The sequence below is a fragment of the Streptomyces sp. NPDC001568 genome (assembly GCF_042893755.1).
Taxonomy (GTDB): Bacteria; Actinomycetota; Actinomycetes; order Streptomycetales; family Streptomycetaceae; genus Streptomyces.
Genome location: NZ_JBIAVF010000010.1, coordinates 1 through 20,835, shown reverse-complemented (window position 1 = coordinate 20,835; position 20,835 = coordinate 1). Strand labels below are relative to the sequence as shown.

The 20,835-nt window shown below is 71.8% G+C and carries 19 protein-coding genes; 3 read left to right on the top strand and 16 right to left on the bottom strand.

Annotation, left to right across the window (positions count from 1 at the left end; translation table 11 throughout):
• Positions 1 to 4: 4 nt before the first annotated feature.
• The 8 genes from proP to ACFY0I_RS19235 form a co-directional block, all read right to left on the bottom strand.
• A complete protein-coding gene (proP, locus tag ACFY0I_RS19270) occupies positions 5 to 1,504 on the bottom strand; it encodes a glycine betaine/L-proline transporter ProP (RefSeq protein ID WP_281206113.1) in 1,500 nt (499 codons plus the stop codon).
• A gap of 122 nt (positions 1,505 to 1,626) precedes the next feature.
• Positions 1,627 to 2,961, bottom strand: a complete 1,335-nt coding sequence (locus ACFY0I_RS19265; protein ID WP_388896949.1) for an ankyrin repeat domain-containing protein — start codon at positions 2,959 to 2,961, stop codon at positions 1,627 to 1,629.
• Between the two features lie 113 nt (positions 2,962 to 3,074).
• Complete coding sequence (locus ACFY0I_RS19260; RefSeq protein WP_388896947.1) at positions 3,075 to 4,160, bottom strand: hypothetical protein; 1,086 nt, start codon at positions 4,158 to 4,160, stop codon at positions 3,075 to 3,077.
• A gap of 188 nt (positions 4,161 to 4,348) precedes the next feature.
• On the bottom strand, positions 4,349 to 6,016 hold the full coding sequence (locus ACFY0I_RS19255) for a uroporphyrinogen-III synthase (RefSeq protein ID WP_319197562.1): 1,668 nt from the start codon (positions 6,014 to 6,016) through the stop codon (positions 4,349 to 4,351).
• Entirely contained in the window at positions 6,013 to 6,981 is a 969-nt protein-coding gene (hemC, locus tag ACFY0I_RS19250) for a hydroxymethylbilane synthase (RefSeq protein ID WP_388896944.1), read from the bottom strand. The genes ACFY0I_RS19255 and hemC overlap by 4 nt, the downstream gene beginning before the upstream one ends.
• A complete protein-coding gene (locus ACFY0I_RS19245; protein ID WP_388896941.1) occupies positions 6,978 to 8,693 on the bottom strand; it encodes a glutamyl-tRNA reductase in 1,716 nt (571 codons plus the stop codon). Before ACFY0I_RS19245 ends, hemC begins: the two co-directional genes overlap by 4 nt.
• The gene (locus ACFY0I_RS19240; protein WP_384002084.1) at positions 8,690 to 9,508 is read right to left on the bottom strand and encodes a redox-sensing transcriptional repressor Rex; all 819 of its coding nucleotides are present in this window, start codon (positions 9,506 to 9,508) and stop codon (positions 8,690 to 8,692) included. Before ACFY0I_RS19240 ends, ACFY0I_RS19245 begins: the two co-directional genes overlap by 4 nt.
• Before the next feature lie 273 nt (positions 9,509 to 9,781).
• The gene (locus ACFY0I_RS19235) at positions 9,782 to 10,060 is read right to left on the bottom strand and encodes a glutaredoxin family protein (protein WP_388896938.1); all 279 of its coding nucleotides are present in this window, start codon (positions 10,058 to 10,060) and stop codon (positions 9,782 to 9,784) included.
• Positions 10,061 to 10,158: 98 nt separating this feature from the next.
• Here ACFY0I_RS19235 and ACFY0I_RS19230 point away from each other — a divergent pair, with 98 nt between their 5' ends.
• The 3 genes from ACFY0I_RS19230 (at position 10,159) to ACFY0I_RS19220 (ending at position 13,835) form a co-directional block, all read left to right on the top strand.
• The gene (locus tag ACFY0I_RS19230) at positions 10,159 to 11,112 is read left to right on the top strand and encodes an HAD family hydrolase (RefSeq protein WP_388896936.1); all 954 of its coding nucleotides are present in this window, start codon (positions 10,159 to 10,161) and stop codon (positions 11,110 to 11,112) included.
• A gap of 340 nt (positions 11,113 to 11,452) precedes the next feature.
• On the top strand, positions 11,453 to 12,262 hold the full coding sequence (locus ACFY0I_RS19225; RefSeq protein ID WP_388896933.1) for an ECF subfamily RNA polymerase sigma factor, BldN family: 810 nt from the start codon (positions 11,453 to 11,455) through the stop codon (positions 12,260 to 12,262).
• A 340-nt stretch (positions 12,263 to 12,602) separates the two neighbouring features.
• Complete coding sequence (locus ACFY0I_RS19220; RefSeq protein WP_388896930.1) at positions 12,603 to 13,835, top strand: DUF5667 domain-containing protein; 1,233 nt, start codon at positions 12,603 to 12,605, stop codon at positions 13,833 to 13,835.
• A 77-nt stretch (positions 13,836 to 13,912) separates the two neighbouring features.
• On the opposite strand, the gene ACFY0I_RS19215 is transcribed toward ACFY0I_RS19220, so the two are convergent.
• From ACFY0I_RS19215 to ACFY0I_RS19180, 8 genes are all read right to left on the bottom strand, one after another.
• Complete coding sequence (locus tag ACFY0I_RS19215; RefSeq protein WP_388896927.1) at positions 13,913 to 14,941, bottom strand: 1-acyl-sn-glycerol-3-phosphate acyltransferase; 1,029 nt, start codon at positions 14,939 to 14,941, stop codon at positions 13,913 to 13,915.
• Positions 14,941 to 16,020, bottom strand: coding sequence for an NAD-dependent epimerase/dehydratase family protein (locus ACFY0I_RS19210; protein ID WP_388896923.1), 1,080 nt, complete (start codon positions 16,018 to 16,020; stop codon positions 14,941 to 14,943). Before ACFY0I_RS19210 ends, ACFY0I_RS19215 begins: the two co-directional genes overlap by 1 nt.
• A gap of 95 nt (positions 16,021 to 16,115) precedes the next feature.
• Positions 16,116 to 16,214 (bottom strand): 30S ribosomal protein bS22, encoded by a 99-nt coding sequence (locus tag ACFY0I_RS19205; protein ID WP_003948845.1) that lies wholly within the window; start codon positions 16,212 to 16,214, stop codon positions 16,116 to 16,118.
• A 150-nt stretch (positions 16,215 to 16,364) separates the two neighbouring features.
• Positions 16,365 to 16,574, bottom strand: a complete 210-nt coding sequence (locus tag ACFY0I_RS19200) for a helix-turn-helix domain-containing protein (protein WP_162688852.1) — start codon at positions 16,572 to 16,574, stop codon at positions 16,365 to 16,367.
• A 114-nt stretch (positions 16,575 to 16,688) separates the two neighbouring features.
• Complete coding sequence (locus ACFY0I_RS19195; RefSeq protein ID WP_388896920.1) at positions 16,689 to 17,519, bottom strand: phosphatase; 831 nt, start codon at positions 17,517 to 17,519, stop codon at positions 16,689 to 16,691.
• Positions 17,520 to 17,598: 79 nt separating this feature from the next.
• Positions 17,599 to 18,747 (bottom strand): acetoin utilization protein AcuC, encoded by a 1,149-nt coding sequence (locus ACFY0I_RS19190; protein WP_388897590.1) that lies wholly within the window; start codon positions 18,745 to 18,747, stop codon positions 17,599 to 17,601.
• Positions 18,719 to 19,942, bottom strand: coding sequence for an MFS transporter (locus ACFY0I_RS19185; protein ID WP_388896917.1), 1,224 nt, complete (start codon positions 19,940 to 19,942; stop codon positions 18,719 to 18,721). Before ACFY0I_RS19185 ends, ACFY0I_RS19190 begins: the two co-directional genes overlap by 29 nt.
• Before the next feature lie 43 nt (positions 19,943 to 19,985).
• Complete coding sequence (locus ACFY0I_RS19180) at positions 19,986 to 20,639, bottom strand: HAD family hydrolase (RefSeq protein WP_388896914.1); 654 nt, start codon at positions 20,637 to 20,639, stop codon at positions 19,986 to 19,988.
• Positions 20,640 to 20,835 lie beyond the last annotated feature (196 nt).

Genomic DNA, 20,835 nt, shown 5'->3' with positions numbered 1-20,835 from the left:
GGGCTCAGAACCTCGGTGTCGGGGACTGGGCCGCGCACAGCTCGGCCGCCTCCTCGTCCGTCTCGACGGCCGGCGGCGACCCGTCCAGGGGTTGGCCGGCGGTCTCCTTCATGCACGCCACCGCGATGAGGCCGACCAGGGCCGCGCCCATCGCGTAGTAGGCCGGCATCAGGTTGGAGCCGGTCCAGCCGATCAGCGCGGTGATCACCAGCGGGGTCGTACCGCCGAAGACCGACGTCGCCAGGTTGTAGCCCACGGACAGCGAGCCGTAACGGACCCGGGTGGGGAAGAGCGCCGGCAGGGCGGCGGACATCGTGCCGAGCATGCACAGCAGCGACAGGCCCAGCATCAGCATCCCCGCGGTGACGGCGGGAATGCTGCCCTGGCCGATCAGCAGGAACGCCGGCAGGGACAGCACGAGGAACCCGGCCATGCCCGCCATCAGCACCGGCTTGCGGCCGAAGCGGTCGGAGAGCGCGCCGACCCGGCTGATCAGCAGCATCAGGAAGAGCATGACCGCGATCAGGATCAGCAGGCCGTGCGTCTCGCTGTAACCCAGCTCGTCCGACAGATAGGTCGGCATGTACGACAGCACCATGTAGTCGGTGATGCCGTACGCCCCGACCAGGCAGCTGCACAGGATCAGCGCCCGCCACTGCTCGCGGAAGATCCGCGCGAGGTCACCCTTGCCGATCGTCTCCACGCCGTCGGCGGCCTCGCTCGCCCGCACGGCCGCGCCGCCCTCCAGCTTCTGGAAGGCCGGCGTCTCGTCCAACCGCATCCGCAGGTACAGGCCCACCAGACCGAGGGGTCCGGCGATGAGGAACGGCACGCGCCAGCCCCAGGACAGCATCTGCCCGTCGTCGAGCAGCGCGTACAGCGTGGTCACGAGCCCGGCCGCGCCCACGTACCCGGCCAGGGTGCCGAATTCGAGGAAGCTCCCGAAGAACCCCCGGCGCCGGTCGGGCGCGTACTCGGCGATGAAGGTCGAGGCGCCGCCGTACTCCCCGCCGGTCGAGAAGCCCTGGACCATCCGGAACAGGATCAGCAGGGCCGGGGCCCACAGGCCGATCGCGTCGTGCGAGGGGATCAGGCCGATGGCGAACGTGCCCACCGCCATCAGGATCATGGTGAGGGCCAGCACCCGCTTTCGCCCCCACCGGTCCCCCAGCGGACCGAAGAACATCCCGCCCAGCGGCCGCACCAGGAACGCCACCGCGAACGTCGCGAACGAGGACAACAGCTGCGTGGTCCCGCTCCCCGACGGGAAGAAGACCTGCCCCAGGGTGACGGCCAGGTAGGAGTAGATCCCGAAGTCGAACCACTCCATGGCGTTGCCGAGCGAGGCCGCCTTCACGGCCCGCTTGACCGCGCGGTCGTCCGTGACGGTGATGTCCGTCCGGCGCAGCCGGGGGTTCTGGCGCTGCCGGATCGCACGAAAAAGCCCGGGGTGACGCTTCACGGCTTCGGGGTCGGCCGTCTTCGGGGGGCGGGGAGCCGCCATGGACGGTCCTTTCCTCGGGAGTGTTCCAGCCCTCCCGCCTGCGCGATCACAGCGCCGGCAAACGGGCCGCAGGCCCCGATGGGACGTGGATCACACCAAACGGCCCCACCCCGATCCCGCCCTCACCCCCCGCCCGCGTTCCTGTGCTCCCACCGCCACAGGCCGTCCGCCCGGTGGTCACCCACCAGCTCCGGGCCGAGCGGTCCCACCCGCGCGTACGCCTCCCGCGTGTGCGGGTCGTCGCGCAGGGACAGGGCGTAGGCGACCCCGAGCCGGGCGTCCTGGTCCCCGACGTCGAGCAGCTCCATCAACGCCTCGGCGATGGCCGGCGAGCGGTCGGACCCGTGACCGGCCGCGTACACGGCCCGCTCCCTGACCTGCGGATCCTCGTCCCGAAGCAGGGCGAACAGCACCTCCCGCTCCGACTGTCTCAGCGGCTCCCACGCCAGCGCCTCCGCCGCGGCCGCCCGCACCCCGGCGTCGACGTCCCGCCCGAGGTCCTGCACCACCCGCGCCGTCTCGTGGTCGAGCGGCCGGAGGAACAGCGGCGGCACCCGCCGCCGCACCCTCGGGTCCGGATGCCCGGCGTACCGCAGCCCGAACTCCCGCGCCCGTGGATGCTCGTCGGCGCAGAGCAGGCCCAGCACGAGCGCCAGCACCCCTCCGTCCGGCTCCACCTCCGCCCACCCGGGGAGCAGCGCGAACCGCTGCTTCTCGTACCAGCGGGGGTGCGCGACCACCCACCCCATGTCGCCCATGCTCAGGAAGTCGGCGACGAACGCCCGATGCGCGGGCAAGGGGTGCCGGTGGTGCTCCACCACCTGCAACCAGGTCTCCGCGCTCTCCCGCACCAGAAGAATCCAGTCCACCGCCGACCGGTCGACGTGGTCCTCGTCCTCGAACCGCACCGCCCGGCCCATCAACTCGTCCACCGGCGCCAGGATCCGGAACTCCCACTCCATGCGGGTCAGAACGGCCCCGTGACCACCCCGCACGGTCCGCCCGCCGAGGGTGATCTCCTCGACCCGGGCGAACTCGCCCTCCGCGACCACCTCCACCCGCGCCGGCCCCTCCGCCCCCGTCAGCCGCCGCAACTCCGCCTCGGCGCCGGCCTCGTACCACCGCCGGGCCGCCCCCAGCAGCCGTACCCGCTCCCCCTCCGACAGCCGCTCCCTCACGTCCGCCGACAGGAACGCGTCCCACACGGCCGGAGAACCACCCTCGACGGCCCGCAGCAGCGGGGTCGTACCGTCCGCCGGCACCCGGTCCGGCCGCGCACCGCCCTCGACCAACGCCCGTACGGTCTCCACCGCGTACGCGCTCACCGCCGCGCACAACACCGGCAGCCCGTCCCCGCCCACCGCGTCAGGGTCCGCGCCCGCCTCCAGCAACTCCCGCACGGCATCCGCGTCCCCCGCGCCCACCGCGCCCACCAGCCGAGCATCCAACTCGTCCACGAGTCCCCCTCCGCCGATCCTTGCGCCGATGATCGCCGTCGCCCGGCCCCGCCGGAAGGCCGGCCCCGTCCCCCGGGGTGACCGGGGGCGCGGTGTCGGCCGTGTGCGTCGGGTCAGCCGACCGGCGACGACGGCACGGGAGCGGCCGGACCGGCCTGGACCGCGCGGAGGAGTTCCGCGGCCAGGCCCTCGCGCCGGATCCGCAGGTCGACGTACAACAGACCGCTGACCAACTGCACGAAGCCGGTCTGGACCAGCTGGCCGGCGATCCCGCCGACCAGCACGAGCAGGACGGAGAGGAAGAGCGCGCCGACCGGGGGAACCCCGCCCTCGGGTATGTCGGACACCGCCGGAATCAGCGTGAACAGGGCGACGAGGTGGAACGGCAGCTGGATCAGCCACGCGAACAGCCCCGCGATGAGGCCGGCGAGCAGGGTGACGCCGAAGACGCGCCACCAGTCGCCCTTGACCAGGCGCGCCGAGCGGCGCAGCGCGGTGACGGGCCCGGCCGGCTCCATCACTGCGGCGGCCGGCGCCAGGCCGAACAGCGTGGTGAGCCAGACCATCAGTGGCATGGTGAGGATCAGGAGGAACGGCAGCAGTACGACCGTCCCGGGTGGGGAATCGTCCGCCGCGCCGGCGATGGTCATGGGCAGCCAGACCGCCATGACGACGAGCATCGGGGCGGCGGCGATCAGTCCGGAGAGAACGACCGTGCCGGCCACCGCGGGTGCCCGCCGCCAGGTCGCCCGCCACAGCGCGCGGAAGGCGACGGGACGGCCGAGGACCGCGTTCCGCAGGACGGTCTGATGGAGCGAGACCGAGAGCGCCAGCGACGTGATTCCGAGAACGACCAGCAGGACCAGGAGCGTGGCGCCCGCGATGAGGATCGGCGTCAGATGTTCGCGATCCGGCGCCCGGCCGTCGGTCACGTCGAAAACGGGGGCGACGTGCTCGTGCACCGCGGCGAAGGCGATGCCCACGGCCGCGACGACGATCAGCAACCAGATGCCGTGGACGGCCAGGAAGACGCCGCCCAGTTGCTTCCAGTAGCGGCCGAGGGTCGAGAACGACCCGCTGATGATGTCGCCCGCACCCAGCGGCCGCAGCGGGATCACTCCGGGCTTGGCGGTCGGGGGCGGCGGATATCCGCCCCAACCGCCGTGATGTCCGGATCCCCACCCTGGATTCTGCGTCATTCGGTTTTCCCCGTCGTTGCCGCCTCGATGAAACGCACAACGTATCCCAGCTGCTCAGGGGCCTTTCGGGCGGTGGGCGCCCGTCCGAACGGGGCACCCCCGGCAACGGAAAGGGGCCCGAGCGCATCCCGCGCCCGAACCCCTCCGCACCACCCGTACCCGGCCGCGGGCCGGCCCGTCTAAGGCGCTCACGTCGTACGACGCCGCCGCGCCCCCGGCCGCCGCTCGCTCGGCCGCGACACCGACTCGCCGGCCTGCTTCGCGGCCTCCCGACGGGCCTCCCCGTAAGCGGCCAGCGCCTCCGCCAGCTTCGACACCGACGGCTCCGGCGACAGCACGTCCACACGCAGCCCGTGCTCCTCCGCGGTCTTGGCCGTCGCCGGCCCGATACACGCGATGACGGTCACGTTGTGCGGCTTGCCCGCGATCCCGACCAGGTTCCGCACGGTGCTCGACGAAGTGAAGAGCACGGCGTCGAACCCGCCCCCCTTGATCGCCTCCCGCGTATCGGCCGGCGGCGGCGACGCCCGCACCGTCCGATAGGCGGTGACGTCGTCGACCTCCCAGCCCAGCTCTATCAACCCGGCCACGAGCGTCTCCGTCGCGATGTCCGCACGCGGCAGGAACACCCGGTCGATCGGGTCGAAGACCGGATCGTAGGGCGGCCAGTCCTCCAGCAGACCCGCCGCCGACTGCTCACCGCTCGGCACCAGGTCCGGCTTCACACCGAACTCGACCAGCGAGGCCGCCGTCTGCTCGCCCACCGCGGCGACCTTGATGCCCGCGAACGCGCGCGCGTCGAGCCCGTACTCCTCGAACTTCTCCCGCACCGCCTTCACCGCGTTGACGGAGGTGAAGGCGATCCACTCGTAGCGGCCCGTGACGAGCCCCTTGACGGCCCGCTCCATCTGCTGCGGGGTGCGCGGCGGCTCCACGGCGATCGTCGGCACCTCGTGCGGCACCGCGCCGTACGAACGCAGCTGGTCGGAGAGCGAAGCGGCCTGCTCCTTCGTACGCGGTACGAGGACCCGCCAGCCGAACAGCGGCTTCGACTCGAACCAGGCCATCTCCTCGCGCCGCGCGGCGGCGCCCTGCTCACCGACCACGGCTATCACCGGGCGCGCGCCCTCGGGCGACGGGAGCACCTTGCCCTGCTTGAACACCTGGGCGATCGTGCCGAGGGTCGCGCTCCAGGTGCGCTGCCGGGTCGTCGTACCGCCGACGGTCACCGTCAGCGGGGTCTCCGGCTTGCGGCCCGCGGCCACCAGCTCGGCGGCCGCGGCCGACACCGTCTCCAGCGTCGCCGTGACCACGAGGCGGCCACCGCTGGCGCCCGCCTCGCTCCAGCACTGCGCCGACGCGTGCCGCGCGTCCACGAAGCGGACGTCCGCGCCCTGCTCACCGCGCAGCGGGACACCCGCGTACGCGGGGACGCCGACGGCCGTCGCGACACCGGGCACCACCTCGAAGGGGATCCCCTCAGCGGCGCAGGCCAGCATCTCGCCGGACGCGTTCCCGTCGAGCCCGGGGTCGCCGGTGACGGCTCGGACGACCCGCCTGCCGGACCGCGCGGCCTCCATGACAAGATTGGCGGCGTCGCGGATCACCGGGACCCCGGCGGCGGCTGACAGCTCGTCAGCAACCGTCAGCTGCGGCGTGTCGATGCCCGCCCGCGCATGGGTCCGTACGACGTCGAGCACCTCGGGCTCGGCGATCAGTACGTCCGCGGCGGCGAGCGCCTCCACGGCGCGCAGCGTCAGCAGACCCGGGTCGCCGGGGCCGGCACCGAGGAAGGTGACGAGTCCGTGGGCGGCGACGACCGGAAAAGCGGAGGTGGTCGGACGTGAGGGGTTCAAAGCGATCGCTCCCCCATAAGACCGGCCGCGCCCTTGGCCAGCATCTCGTCCGCGAGTTCGCGGCCGAGCGCCATGGCCTCGTCATACGACTGGGGCACGGGTCCGGTGGTGGACAGCTGCACCAGCGTCGAGCCGTCGAGGGTGCCGACGACGCCGCGCAGGCGCATTTCATTGACAATCTGCCCGTCGGCCAACAGGTCGGCGAGCGCGCCCACGGGTGCGCTGCAGCCGGCCTCCAGGGCGGCGAGCAGGGAACGCTCCGCGGTCACGGCGGCCCGGGTGTGCGGGTCGTCGAGTTCGCCGAGCGCGGCGATGAGGGCCGTGTCGGAGGCCAGGCACTCCACGGCCAGGGCTCCCTGACCGGGAGCGGGCAGCACGTTGTCGACGGCGAGCAGGTCGGTCGCCTCGTCGCCGCGGCCGATCCGGTTCAGACCGGCGGCGGCCAGCACGACCGCGTCGAGCTCACCGGAGCGGACGAACCCGATCCGGGTGTCGACGTTGCCGCGGATGGCGACGGTCTCGATCCGCTTGCCCAGGCTGTTGGCGTACGCGTGGAGCTGCGAGGTGCGCCGCGGCGAACCGGTGCCGATCCGCGCGCCGTCGGGCAGCTGCTCGAAGGTCAGGCCGTCGCGGGCGACGAGCGCGTCGCGCGCGTCCTCACGCTTCGGCATGGCCGCGATGACCAGGTCGTCGGGCTGCGCCGTCGGCAGGTCCTTCAGCGAGTGCACGGCGAAGTCGACCTCGCCGCGCACCAGCGCCTCGCGCAGCGCGGTGACGAACACGCCGGTGCCGCCGATCTGCGAGAGGTGCTCCCGGGACACGTCACCGTAGGTCGTGATCTCCACGAGTTCCACGGCTCGGCCGGTGACCGCCCGGACCGCCTCGGCGACGTGCCCGGACTGGGACATGGCCAGCTTGCTCCGCCGCGTTCCGAGCCTGAGGGGCCGGTCGGGACGTGTGTTCATGATGCCCGTCCTGGGTCGTCGTTCTTCGGATCGGCCGCGTCCGCCCGGCTGACGGAAGCCACCGTCTGAGGGTCGAGGTCGAAGAGTTCGCGCAGCGCCTCCGCGTACCCGGCGCCGCCGGGCTCGCTCGCGAGCTGCTTGACGCGCACGGTCGGCGCGTGGAGGAGCTTGTCGACGACGCGGCGCACGGTCTGGGTGACCTCGGCCCGCTGCCGTTCGTCGAGATCGGGTACCCGTCCGTCGAGCCGCGCCACCTCCATGGCGACGACCTCGGCGGCCATCGCCCGCAGGGCGACGACGGTGGGCGTGATGTGCGCGGCCCGCTGGGCGGCCCCGAACGCGGCCACTTCCTCCGTGACTATCCCACGTACGGCGTCCACGTCGGCCGCCATCGGGGCGTCGGCGGAGGTCTCCGCCAGCGACTCGATGTCGACCAGCCGGACCCCGGGAATCCGGTGCACGGCGGCGTCGATGTCCCGCGGCATGGCCAGGTCCAGCAGCGCCAGGCGTACGGGCGCGCCGTCCGCCCGGCTGCGCGCCGCCCGGCGGGGCTGCCGCTGGGCGGCGGCCTCGCCCTGGTCGGCCCAGGTTCCGTGCAGTTCGAGCGAGCCCGCGTCGACGCCGGTCAGCGCGGCCCGGCCGTCACCGGCGGGCGCGTCCAGCCCCAGCGGGCAGCCGTCGGGCTCGGCGGCCGGGATGGTCCGTACGGCGCCGGCGTCGGCGATGCGCCGCCCGGCCTCCGCGACCGCGACCAGCCGGGCCAGTACGTCGCCACCGGCCGGCTCCGCGACCCGCGCGACGGCGACCCGCGCCCCGGCGGTCTGCGCCCCGGCGGTCTGCGCGACGGCGCCGACCGGGAGGAGCTCCGCCGTCGGGTCGCCGGACACCGCGGCGAGCACGTCGTCCGCGCTCAGCACCAGGCCCGTCGCGCCCGTACAGGACACGACGACGTCAACACGTGTCAGTTCCTCGGCGACCGCGCCCATGGTCACGGCCCGCGCCGTCACACCGGTGCCCGAGGCAACCAGAATCTCGGCGAGACGCTGCGCCCGCTCCGCGGTCCGGTTCGCCACCGCGATGTCGGCGACGCCCACCCGGGCCAGCGTGGCGGCGGCCAGCGAGGACATCGAGCCGGCGCCGATCACCAGCGCCCGCTTGCCCGCGGCCCACTGCCCGACCGGCTCGTGCACGGCGAGCTGCTCCAGCCCGAAGGTGACCAGCGACTGTCCGGCCCGGTCGATCCCGGTCTCCGAGTGCGCCCGCTTGCCGACCCGCAGCGCCTGCTGGAACAGGTCGTTGACCAGCCGGCCGGCGGTGTGGAGCTCCTGCCCCAGCGCCAGCGCGTCCTTGATCTGGCCGAGGATCTGCCCCTCGCCGACGACCATGGAGTCCAGTCCGCACGCCACCGAGAACAGGTGGTGCACCGCCCGGTCCTCGTAGTGGACGTAGAGGTAGGGGGTGAGCTCCTCCAGAGCGACCCCGCTGTGTTGGGCCAGCAGCGTCGACAGTTCGGCGACGCCCGCGTGGAACTTGTCCACGTCCGCGTACAGCTCGATGCGGTTGCAGGTGGCCAGGACGGTCGCCTCGGCGGCCGGCTCCGCGGCCAGCGTGTCGTGCAGCAGCTTGACCTTGGCATCGGCGGACAACGAGGCCCGCTCCAGCACGCTCACCGGCGCGCTGCGATGGCTCAGGCCGACGACGAGCAGACTCATGCCGGCATCACCGCCGGGACGTCACCCTCGGGACCGCCCTTGCGCGCGGCCGCGGCGGCCCGACCGGCCGGCGGCACGACGGCGGCGGCCGGCGCGGCCCCCGTACCGGTCGCCGGGCCCGCGAGCTCCTCGGCGGCGGCCGCCGCCGCGCCCTCGCCGGCCTTGCGCTGCTCGTGGAACGCGAGGATCTGCAGCTCGATCGACAGGTCGACCTTGCGCACGTCGACGCCCTCGGGCACGGACAGCACCGTCGGCGCGAAGTTCAGGATGGAGGTGACGCCGGCGGCGATCAGCCGCTCGCTCACCTGCTGCGCGGCGCCGGCGGGCGTCGCGATGACCCCGATCGAGACGCCGTTGTCCTCGATGATCTGTTCCAGCTCGTCGGTGTGCCGCACGGGCATGCCGGCGACCATCTTCCCGGCCATGGCGGGATCGGCGTCGATCAGCGCCGCCACGCGGAACCCGCGGGAGGCGAAACCGCCGTAGTTGGCCAGGGCGGCGCCGAGGTTACCGATGCCGACGATGACGACCGGCCAGTCCTGGGTCAGGCCGAGCTCGCGGGAGATCTGGTAGACGAGGTACTCGACGTCGTAGCCGACGCCCCGGGTACCGTAGGAACCGAGGTACGAGAAGTCCTTGCGCAGCTTCGCCGAGTTGACTCCGGCGGCGGTCGCGAGCTCCTCGGAGGACACCGTGGGCACCGATCGCTCGGAGAGCGCGGTGAGGGCACGCAAGTACAGCGGAAGCCGGGCGACAGTGGCCTCGGGAATACCTCGGCTGCGGGTCGCCGGTCGGTGAGTTCGGCCAGTTGCCACGATGCTCCTGCGGGATGAGCGGGGCTGCAGGCGGCCTCTTGTCCCAGGACCGCCCCGTCGAATGCAGGCTATGTCTTTGTGAACGCGTGCACAAAGATTGTGTCCGCTTTGTCCGGCCAAAGTGACCGGGGTCACGCGCGCCGGACGACCGGGACGGGAACCGAGAACGGGCCGAACCCGTTCAAATCCAGAAGGGGGCAAAACCGTGCACACTCCTCATCAATACGCCCCCGTGTCCCCATAAATCGCCCACGATGGTAACGGCCGGCGGGGTCAGGCCCCCAATGCCCGCCGCAGCCGGTCCGGGTTCACCCTCCAGAAGGTGTGCTGCTCGCCGTCGACGAGCACGACCGGAATCTGTTCCCAGTGCAACCGGTACAGCTCCTCGTCCTGCGAGATGTCCTTCTTCTCCCACTGCGCCCCGGTCTCGGCACAGACCTTCTCGATCACCTCCTGGGCGTCGTCACAAAGGTGGCAACCCGGCTTCCCGATGAGCGTGACCATCCGCTCGGCGGGACGCTTCTTTTCCTTACGGCGCAGCAGAGGACTCATGTCCTCATTGTCCCGCGCCGGGGCGGGGCCCCGAAGTGTTAACCACCCCGTATCCCGGCGGTTCGGGAAGTCCCGAACACAATGGCTATGCTCGCGTCATGGCCGCTCTGGGATGGCTCACCCCCCGTAGGCGCTCCGCCACCGCGCGGAGCGTGCTGGCAGGCGAGGCCTCGGCCGAGGCCGCCCGCAAGACCGCACAGGCGGAAGCGCCACCTTTCCCCACGACCGCCGAACCGGAACCGGAAGCGGAAACCGCCGAGCCCGAGTTCCCGGTCCCCGGCGACGACCTCGCCGCCGCCTTCTTCGACCTCGACAACACCGTCATGCAGGGCGCCGCGATCTTCCACTTCGGCCGCGGCCTCTACAAGCGCGAGTTCTTCCGCCGCCGCGAACTGGCCCGCTTCGCCTGGCAGCAGGCCTGGTTCCGGCTCGCCGGCGTCGAGGACCCCGAGCACATGCAGGACGCCCGCGACAGCGCCCTGTCCATCGTCAAGGGCCACAAGGTCTCCGAACTCATGTCGATCGGCGAGGAGATCTACGACGAGTACATGGCGGAGCGGATCTGGCCGGGCACCCGCGCCCTGGCCCAGGCCCACCTCGACGCCGGCCAGAAGGTGTGGCTCGTCACCGCCGCCCCCGTCGAGACCGCCACGATCATCGCCCGCCGGCTCGGCCTGACCGGAGCCCTGGGCACCGTCGCCGAGTCCGTGGACGGCATCTACACCGGCCGCCTGGTCGGCGAACCCCTGCACGGCCCCGCCAAGGCGGAGGCGGTGCGCGCCCTCGCCGCCGCCGAGGACCTCGACCTCGCCCGCTGCGCGGCGTACAGCGATTCGCACAACGACATCCCGATGCTGTCGCTGGTCGGACATCCGTATGCGATCAATCCCGATACGAAACTGCGCAAGCATGCCCGGACCAACGACTGGCGGCTGCGCGACTATCGGACCGGCCGCAAGGCCGTGAAGGTCGGCGTCCCGGCAGCCGCCGGGGTCGGCGCGATCGCGGGCGGCACGGCCGCCGCCATCGCCCTCCACCGCCGCCGCAAGTAGCAACGCCGGGCCGGGGGCCGGTTCCGGCCCGCCCGGCGTTCATTCGCTCACCTCTACCCGCGCCCCCGGCGCGGCACTCCGACCTGCCCCACTCGGTCGCGAGCCTCTGCGGAAGCGTCCATTCCGCGCACCCAAGCGATCAGGAATCGATCACCAATCAGGCCTGAATATGCCCTGGACACGCAACAGAAGCGTCGGAACCGGTGATTTAGACAACTGGGTGTAGCGCTGCCTGTACGAAGCGTTATTCTCCTCAAACGCATGCCACCGCCCATCTGTCGCCACGACGGGTGAACGGTCCCGCACTGCACGTGATGGAAGCTCTGCCTCTGGGAGTCCCGTGTACCCACCTGTCGGGGTTGACGCCTCGGGCCTGGCTACGCTGCGCGCAACGGTCCTCGACCACCTGCGTGGCTTCGTCCCCACCGCGTACGCCGTCCCCGCCTTCGCCGCCGTACCCGCCGGCCTCGGCCCGGCCGGTCCTTGCTACGCCCTGACCGACGGCGGAGCGACGGTGGGCAGACGCGGTCGCGCGGGCTCCGGATCGGCCGGCTCCACCGGCACGACCGCGCCCGCCCACCGCCGCCCCACCGCGGACAGCGACCAGGCCCGCATGATGGACCTGGTCGAACGCGCCCAGGCCGGCGAGGCCGACGCCTTCGGCCGGCTCTACGACCAGTACAGCGACACGGTGTACCGCTACATCTACTACCGCGTCGGCGGCAAGGCGACCGCGGAGGATCTCACCAGCGAGACCTTCCTGCGCGCGCTGCGCCGCATCTCCACCTTCACCTGGCAGGGCCGAGACTTCGGCGCCTGGCTGGTGACCATCGCGCGGAACCTGGTGGCGGACCACTTCAAGTCCAGCCGCTTCCGCCTGGAGGTCACCACCGGCGAGATGCTCGACGCCAACGAGGTGGAGCGCAGCCCCGAGGACTCCGTCCTGGAGTCCCTCTCCAACGCGGCCCTGCTGGAAGCCGTGCGCAAACTCAACCCCCAGCAGCAGGAGTGCGTCACCCTGCGCTTCCTCCAGGGCCTCTCGGTCGCCGAAACGGCCCGGGTCATGGGGAAGAACGAGGGCGCCATCAAAACGCTCCAGTACCGGGCGGTCCGCACCCTGGCCCGCCTGCTCCCGGAAGACGCCCGCTGACGCACCCGCCCCGTGCGCGCCGTGCGACCCGTGCGCCGCGCACGCCCCACCCGTCCCACACGCCCGACCCGACCCGTACGTCCACCGCGTACGACCACGCTCCACAAGACAACGCTCAACGACGACACGACCTCACACCCGGTGACCCCTCGATGACGCTGTGGTCCGATCATCCTTCGTCCGTAACCCAAGTGCCGCGCCGCTCGTTGTGCGGAATGCAGGCTCCCTGTGGACACGCCCTGCCCGAAGCCACTCACCCGAAAGTGTGGATGTGCTCAAGGCAGGCAACCTTCCGGACACCTTGGGGAGTCGATCGTCATGACGAGAGGAGGTGCCGCCAGTGATCGCGAACGTGACTCCGCACCGGCGGGCGAACGCCTTCGCCCAGGCCCTGGAGGATCGGAAGCCATCCGATCTTTCAGAACCGGACCCGGCGGCCGAGCAGTCCGAGGCACCTGCCGAACCTGCCGACCACGACCGGCTGTTGGCCCTGGCGAACGCACTCGGCGAAAGAATGCCGCGCCCGGTGCTGGATCCCGAGGTCAAAGTGGTGCAACGAGCACAGCTCGTCGCCGCCATGGAGGCCATGGTGATGGAGGAGAGGGCCGGGGGCGGTGCCGCCGCGGACCCTCTGGTGCCCGAACAGCGGACCGGCCGCGGCGCCCACCGGGCGACGTCGCTCCGGAAATTGCGGCCCCGCTCCCGCTGGTCCAAGGGCATCGCAGCGGGAGGCCTCACCGTGGGTGTGGCCGCAGGGGCCTTCAGCGGAGTGGCCGCTGCCAGCACGGACGCCCTGCCCGGTGACTCCCTGTACCCGATCAAACGGGGCATGGAGGATCTCAAGCTGGGCATGGCCGACGAGGACGCGGACCGGGGTGAGCTCTACCTCGACCGGGCCTCGAACCGCCTGTCCGAGGCCCGCCGCCTGATGGAGAGGGGTCGGACGGGAGTACTCGACCACGAGTCCCTGGGCGACATCCGCCGCGCCCTCGCGGGCATGAAGCACGACGCGGAACAGGGCCACCGGCTGCTCCAGGCCGCGTACGAACGGGATGGCTCGCTCGGCCCGATCCAGACCCTGTCCTCGTTCTCCCGCTCCCACCGCGACGCCTGGGGCAAGCTCCGGGAGAAGCTCCCGGCGCAGCTCACCGACGTCGGGGGCGAGGTCGAATCGGTCTTCCAGGCCATAGACGCTGACGTCGCCCCGCTCCAGGGCCTGCTGCCCAAGCCCCCGGAGCAGACCCGCGGCGGCCGGCCGTCGACCGGCTCGGCCACGCCGAGCACCCCGGCGACCGGCAAACAGCAGGCCACCCCGTCGGCTTCGAGTACGCCCTCATCGGCACCCGCGGCCACCCCGACGCCGTCCACCGGCAGCCGTACCCCGGAACCCTCCGGAGGCGGCCTCCTCGGCGGCACGGGCGACCTGCTGCACCCGCCCGCAGGTGGGCAGGCCCCTCCCGGCACGTCCGCCCCGGGGACCCCCGAGCTCCCCCAGCCGGACATCACCCTCCCGCCCCTCCTCCCAGGCCTCCTCCCGGGCCTGGGCCTCAACGCCGAGGACGCGGAACAGTAAGGAAGAGAGGGGGGCCGCGCACCGCGCGGCCCCCCTCCCCCCTGCTCCTCAACCACGATCCGACACGATCCGAGAACTCAGAAGAACACGGACCGCCGCTGCACCAGCAGCTTGTACAGCGTGTGCTGGATCTGCTCCCGCACCTGATCCGTCAGGTTGAACATCAGCATCGGATCCTCCGCTGCCTCCGCCGCGTACCCGTCCGTCGGAATCGGCTCCCCGAACTGGATCGTCCACTTCGTCGGCAGCGGCACCGCCCCCAACGGCCCCAGCCAAGGGAACGTCGGCGTGATCGGGAAGTACGGCACCCCCAACAGCCGCGCCAACGTCTTCGCGTTGCCGACCATCGGGTAGATCTCCTCGGCCCCCACGATCGAGCAGGGCACGATCGGCGTACCCGCGCGCAGCGCCGTCGACACGAACCCGCCCCGCCCGAAGCGCTGGAGCTTGTACCGCTCCCCGAACGGCTTCCCTATCCCCTTGAAGCCCTCCGGCATCACGCCGACCAGCTCCCCGGCCTCCAACAGCCGCTGCGCGTCCTCCGCGCACGCCAGGGTGTGACCGGCCTTGCGCGCCAGCTCGTTCACCACCGGCAGCATGAACACCAGATCGGCCGCCAGCAGCCGGAGGTGCCGCTGCGCGGGGTGCTGGTCGTGCACGGCGACCTGGAGCATCAGCCCGTCCAGCGGCAACGTCCCCGAATGATTGGCGACGATCAGCGCGCCGCCCTCCTTCGGGATGTTCTCGATGCCCTTGACCTCGACCCGGAAGTACTTGTCGTACAGCGGCCGCAGCAGGGTCATCAGGACCTGGTCCGTCAGCTCCTCGTCGTAGCCGAAGTCGTCGACCTCGTAGTCCCCGGTGATCCGGCGCCGCAGGAACGCCAGCCCGCCCGCGATCCGCCGGTCCCAGCCCTCACCCGACGACGCCGACGACCCGGCGGCGGGCTCCGCCGGCGGTTCCGCGACCGGCTCGGCCGCCGGCTCCTCCACCGGCCGCGCCGCCACCGGATCGGGCGCCGGCGTCGGGACCGCCCGCACCGTGCGGGGCCCGCCCCGCCGGCGCGGCCGCTCCTCGTCGAACGGGATGACCTTGGCGTCCGCCACTATCGCTTCGCTCCCTCGATCACACCGGCGCCCGCACCCGCGCCCGCATCCACCTTCAGCAATCCCGCCACCCGCTCCACGACCCGCTCCACCCGATCCGCCGGCAGCAGCCCGCTCCCGCGACTGCTCGCGAAGTCCGCGAACGTCTCGGCGGTCGTGTACTGGGGCCGGAACCCCAGGGTTTCCCGCATCTGCGTGGTCTCCACGACCCGGCCGTGCGTCAACAGCCGGATCTGCTCGGGCGAGAAATCCGTCACCCCCACCGCGCGCAGCGCCGACCCCACCCACGTCACCGCGGGCAGCAGCAACGGCACCGTCGGCCGCCCGAGTCGCCGCGAACACTGGGACAGCAACAGCACCCCGTCACCGGCGATGTTGAACGTCCCGCTGTTGAGGGTCCCGCGCCGCGGCTCCCGCGCCGCCAGGCGCAGCACGTCCACCACGTCGTCCTCGTGGACGAACTGCAGTCGGGGGTCGTAGCCGAGGACCGTCGGCATGACCGGCATGGAGAAGTACTCGGCGAGCGCCGAATCCGCGTAGGGCCCCAGGATGTTCGCGAACCGCAGCACGCACACCGCCACGTCCGGGCGCCTGCGCGCGAAGCCGCGTACGTAGCCCTCGACCTCGGCGGCCTCCTTGGCGAAACCGCCCGCCGGCAGCGACTTGGGCTGCGTCGTCTCGGTGAAGACGGCCGGATCGCGGGAGGTGCCCCCGTACACGCTGGTGCTCGACTTCACCACGAGCCGGCGCACGGTCGGCGACTTCTGGCAGGCCCCGAGGAGCTGCATCGTCCCGATGACGTTGGTTTCCTTGACCGTGCTGCGCGCGCCGGCCGCTCCCGGGCCGCCACCGGTCACCGCGAGGTGCACCACGGTGTCCACGGCGTGCTCGGCGAGCACGCGGGCGATCCCGGACTGTCTGATGTCCGCCTGCACGAACTCGGCCGAGCCGAGCCGGTGCGGCGGCCTCACCGCGTCGACCGCGATGACCCGTTCCACCTCCGGGTCGCGCTGGATCCGCCGCACGAAGCGGCCCCCCAGCTGCCGGGCTGCCCCGGTGACGAGCACGACCTTCCCCACGAGCTCAGCGCCTCCCTCGAAGAAGTCCCCGGCTGCACCGCAGCCCCTCCACCAAGGATGGTGGAGGGGCTGCGGAGAACACGTACAGCTGCCGTTTACTTCTTGTTACGGCGCTGGACGCGGGTGCGCTTGAGCAGCTTGCGGTGCTTCTTCTTGGCCATCCGCTTACGCCGCTTCTTGATAACAGAGCCCACGACTACCCTCGCTCACTTCTCGGAACATCCCCGCGTTGGCGGAGAACGGTGCGGGGCGTCTGGGCCCACACGACCTACGTCGGCCTAGCCTACCCGCCCGAGCTCAGAGCTTGTAATCCGCGGCCTCCGCCGATGATCCGGAGCCCCTCCTCAGGCTGATTCCACCCCCACGAACGACTCCCGGAGGTACTCGTGAACCGCGTTCTCGGGGACCCGGAAGGACCGGCCCACCCGGATTGCGGGCAGATGACCGTTGTGCACCAAGCGGTACACGGTCATCTTCGACACTCGCATCACCGAGGCGACCTCCGCCACGGTCAGGAACTGAACCTCACTGAGAGGCCTCTCGCCAGCAGCCATGACACACCTTGACCTTCCGCGCATGACGGGCACCGGCTTCCCCTCCGGTTACTCCTCGTCGTCGCACGCTCACTCCCCAGAGTAGGGGCGGGTGATACGAGTGGGGAAGAGGAGCTACGGCCACTCCTGACGGCCCGGCAGTCTTGCGCGGTGCAGCACGTATCGCGTAAGCGGTCGGTAGTAGTCCGGGCGCACCCCGTCATCAAGCGGAACGGCCACCGCCAGCCGCCCCTCGGCCTCCCCGACGAACACCGCGGGATCATCCGTATCGCCGAGCCCGATCGCCTCGACACCGAGCTGACCTGCACCGCAGACCCAACCGTGGTCCCCCACCACCAACTCCGGCAGCGGCTCGCCGGCCTCCGCCAGCGCCCCCAGCGCGATCCGAACCGGCAGCGGCGAATGGGAGTGCACGCCGGTCGCACTGCCCGGCGGCCGCACGCCGGGTTCCCGCACCAACGCGACTCCCCGTACGTAGTCGATGCGGTGCGGACGTACGCCGAACCGGGTCGCCATGTCGACACGCACCCCCTGCGCCGGAGTGAGGACATCACATCCCGCCGCCGACAGGGCCGCCGCCAAACAGGCGTAGAACTCCAGGAGGCGATGCGGGTGACCCGTCCCGAACAGCACGGGCGCCCTCGCCCCCGCCACCGCCCCCAACCGCTCCGCGAAAGCCCCCAGAGCGGCCACCGTCCGCTCCGGATCGATCACGTCCGGCCCGCTGACGTGCGCGGGATCCGCCGAGACCCCGCACTTGGCCGCCATCAGCCCCAACAACTCGTCCTCGCCCCACACCCGCTCCGGGTCGAGCCCCAGCAGCACCCGCGGATCGCGCGCCGCGAACAGACGGTAACTGCGCAGGCTCTCCTCCCGCGTCGTGGCGACGGGCCCGGCCAACCGGGCGGCCAGCAGATGCGCACGCAGCGCGCCGGTGCTCAACACGCTCCGATGCTGTCGCACCCCACCTGGCGGGTCATCAATTCCGGCGAACAGACCCACAGTTGGCGTAACACATGCTTCGTCAGGTCAGCATCCCGCGCAGCGGGAACACCGCCCGCCGCGTCGCCAGAACGGCCTGATCCGTACGGTCCGCCGGATCGTAGCCGGCCTCCCACTCCCGCCACCCGACCGTCCGGCCGTCCGTCATCCGCACCGGCGCGGGCTGCCGCGTCCGCGCGTACACCTCGTCCCGCCACACCTGCGGAACCTCCGCCGCCGGGTCCACCGGCCGGTGCGCGGCGATCCCCACCAGGTGCGTCCACGACCGAGGTACGACGTCCACCACCGCGTACCCGCCGCCGCCCAACGCCAGCCAGCGCCCCTCACTGTGCTCGTGCGCCAGCCGGTGACAGGCCTCCTGCACCGACCGCTGCGCGTCCAGCGACACCGCCAGGTGGGCCAGCGGATCCTCGAAGTGCGTGTCGGCGCCGTGCTGGCTCACCAGCACCTGCGGCCGGAAGTCCGCCAGCAGCTCGGGCACCGTCGCGTGGAACGCCCGCAGCCACCCCTCGTCACCCGTCCCCGCCGGCAACGCGACGTTCACGGCGCTCCCCTGCGCCCCGTCGCCACCGGTCTCCTCGGGCCACCCGGTCTGCGGGAACAGGGTGCGGGGATGTTCGTGCAGGGAGATCGTCAGCACGCGCGGGTCGTCCCAGAACGCCGCCTGGACCCCGTCGCCGTGGTGGACGTCCACGTCCACGTACGCGACCCGCTCCGCGCCCAGCTCCAGCAGCCGGGCCACCGCCAGCGCCGCGTCGTTGTACACGCAGAACCCGGCCGCCGCGCCCGGCATCGCGTGGTGCAGCCCACCGGCGAAGTTCACGGCGTGCGTCGCCCCACCCCGCCAGATCGCCTCCGCCGCCGCCACCGACTGGCCCGCGATCAGCGCCGACGCCTCGTGCATCCCGCGGAACGCCGGATCGTCCATGGTCCCGATCCCGTACGAGCCGTCCGCCGACGCCGGATCGGCCGACACCGCCCGCACCGCCGCCACGTACTCCTCGCGGTGGACCAACCGCAGCGTCGAATCCCCGGCCGCGCGGGCCGCCCGCACCTCGACCTCCCGATCGAGCCCGAAGGCCCGTACCAGGCCCATGGTCAGTGCCAGACGCACCGGATCCATCGGATGGCTCGGCCCGAAGTCATACTTCGTTACCGCCTCGTCCCACATCAACAACCCGGTCACCGGCTCGCCGCTCATGCCCGACACCGTATCGGGCCGCACCGGAACCGAACGAGCGGGTACTGAACAGCGGAACCAACACCAACACCATCGGGATCAGCATCGCGCCCCGGTAGCTCCACACGTCCCCCACCCCGCCGACCAACGGCGACCCGATCAGGAACCCCACGTAGTTGAAGATGTTCAGCCGCGCGACGGCCGTGTCGGACGCCCCCGGGAACAGCCTCCCCGCCGCCGCGAACGTCTGCGGCACGATCACGCACAGCCCGATCCCCAACAACGTGAACCCGAGCATCCCCCACCAGGCCCCCGGCGCGGCCGCCACCACCGCGAACCCGCCCGCGGCCACCACCGTCCCGCCCCGCACCACGGCCACCGCCCCGAACCGGCGCACCCCGAGGTCCCCCACGGCCCGCCCGATCAGCGTCGTCACCATGTACACGTTGTACGGAACCGTCGCGAGCTGCTCCGAACTCCCCAGGACGTCCTGGAGGTACTTGGCACTCCAGTTCGCGACGGTCGAGTCCCCGATGTACGCGCACGCCATCACCAGGCACAGCGGCAGCAGCAGCTTCCCACCCCCGGCCGGCCAGCCCTGCGTCCCGTCCTTCGACCCGGCCGCCGCGTCGACGTAGTACCGGCTCGCCGACAACGCCAACGGAAGCACCACGATCACGGCCGGCAGGTACCCGGTGAACAGCTCCAGGTGCCAGTGCGCCCCCGCCCACGCGGCGGACGCGCCGAGGATCCCGCCCAGGCTGTACGAGGCGTGGAACCCCAGCATGATGCTGCGCCCGTACGCCCGCTGCAGGCTGACCCCGAGCATGTTCATCGAGGCGTCCAACGCGCCCACCGCCAGCCCGAACACCCCGAGGGCCACGGCCACCTGCCACATCGCACTGCCGGCCCCCACCCCCAGGAGCGACAGCAGCACGACCGGTTGGGCCCACCGCAGTACGGCGCTGGGCGCGATCCGCTTCACCAGGTGCTCGGTGGCGACGCTCGACACCCCCGCCAGGACGGGTACGGCGGCGAGGAAGGCCGGCAACAGCCCGTCGGATATCCCGTACCGGTCCTGGATCGCCGGGATGCGGGTCACCAGGAGGGCGAAGGCCACCCCCTGCGCGAAGAAGCTGAACCCCAGGGCCCGGCGCCCACGCCGCAGCCGCACATCAACTGTCATGGCGGCTGAGCGTAGGCCCAGGGGCTACCGGTGGGTAGAGCGATCACACACCCAATCCGAGCAGCCCGTACAGCTCCTTCATCTCCCCGAAGTAGGCGTTGGCACCGGGGAGCCCCTCGGCGGGAGTCATCGACGTGAACCCGAGTACGTCCATCCCCGCGGCGCGGGCGGCCTCGATCCCGAGCCGACTGTCCTCGACGACGACGCACCGCGCCGGCGCGACCCCCATCATGTCGGCGGCGTGCAGGAACAGGTCGGGCGCCGGCTTGCCCCGACCGACGTCCTCCACGCTGAAGATCCACTCCTCTTCGAACCACTCGCCGAGCGCGGCACTGCGGTGCCCGACCCGGATCCGTTCGTGGCTCCCGGAGGAGGCGACGCAGTACGGCACTCCCTGCGCGGAAAGCTCCGCCAGTACCTCGGTCACGCCGGGAACGGGCCGCAGGTCCTGTTCGAACGCGGCGAAGATCCGGTCGTGGAGGACCCGGTCGAAGTCCTCGGGCAGCCGCTGCCCGGTCCGTTCCAGGACCAGGTCGTGCACCCGGTGCACCGCGCCGCCCATGTAGTCGCGCAGGGACTCCTCGTAGGTCGTCGGGTGCCCGACCTCCGTCAGGTACGCGGAGAGGATGGTGTTCGAGAGCGGCTCGCTGTCCACGAGGACGCCGTCGTTGTCGAAGATGACCAGCTCATAGCCCATCCACCCACAGTACGAGCGTTCGGTCCGGGTTCCCGGCAGGCCGGTGCTGGTAAACGGAGGAACTCTGCCCCGCGGCCGGGCCGGCGGCCCGGTCGTAAACAACCTGGCCGTAAACGCAGAAAAGCCCCGCACCAGTTACCTGGTGCGGGGCTTTCCCACAATGATTGTTCGGCGGCGTCCTACTCTCCCACAGGGT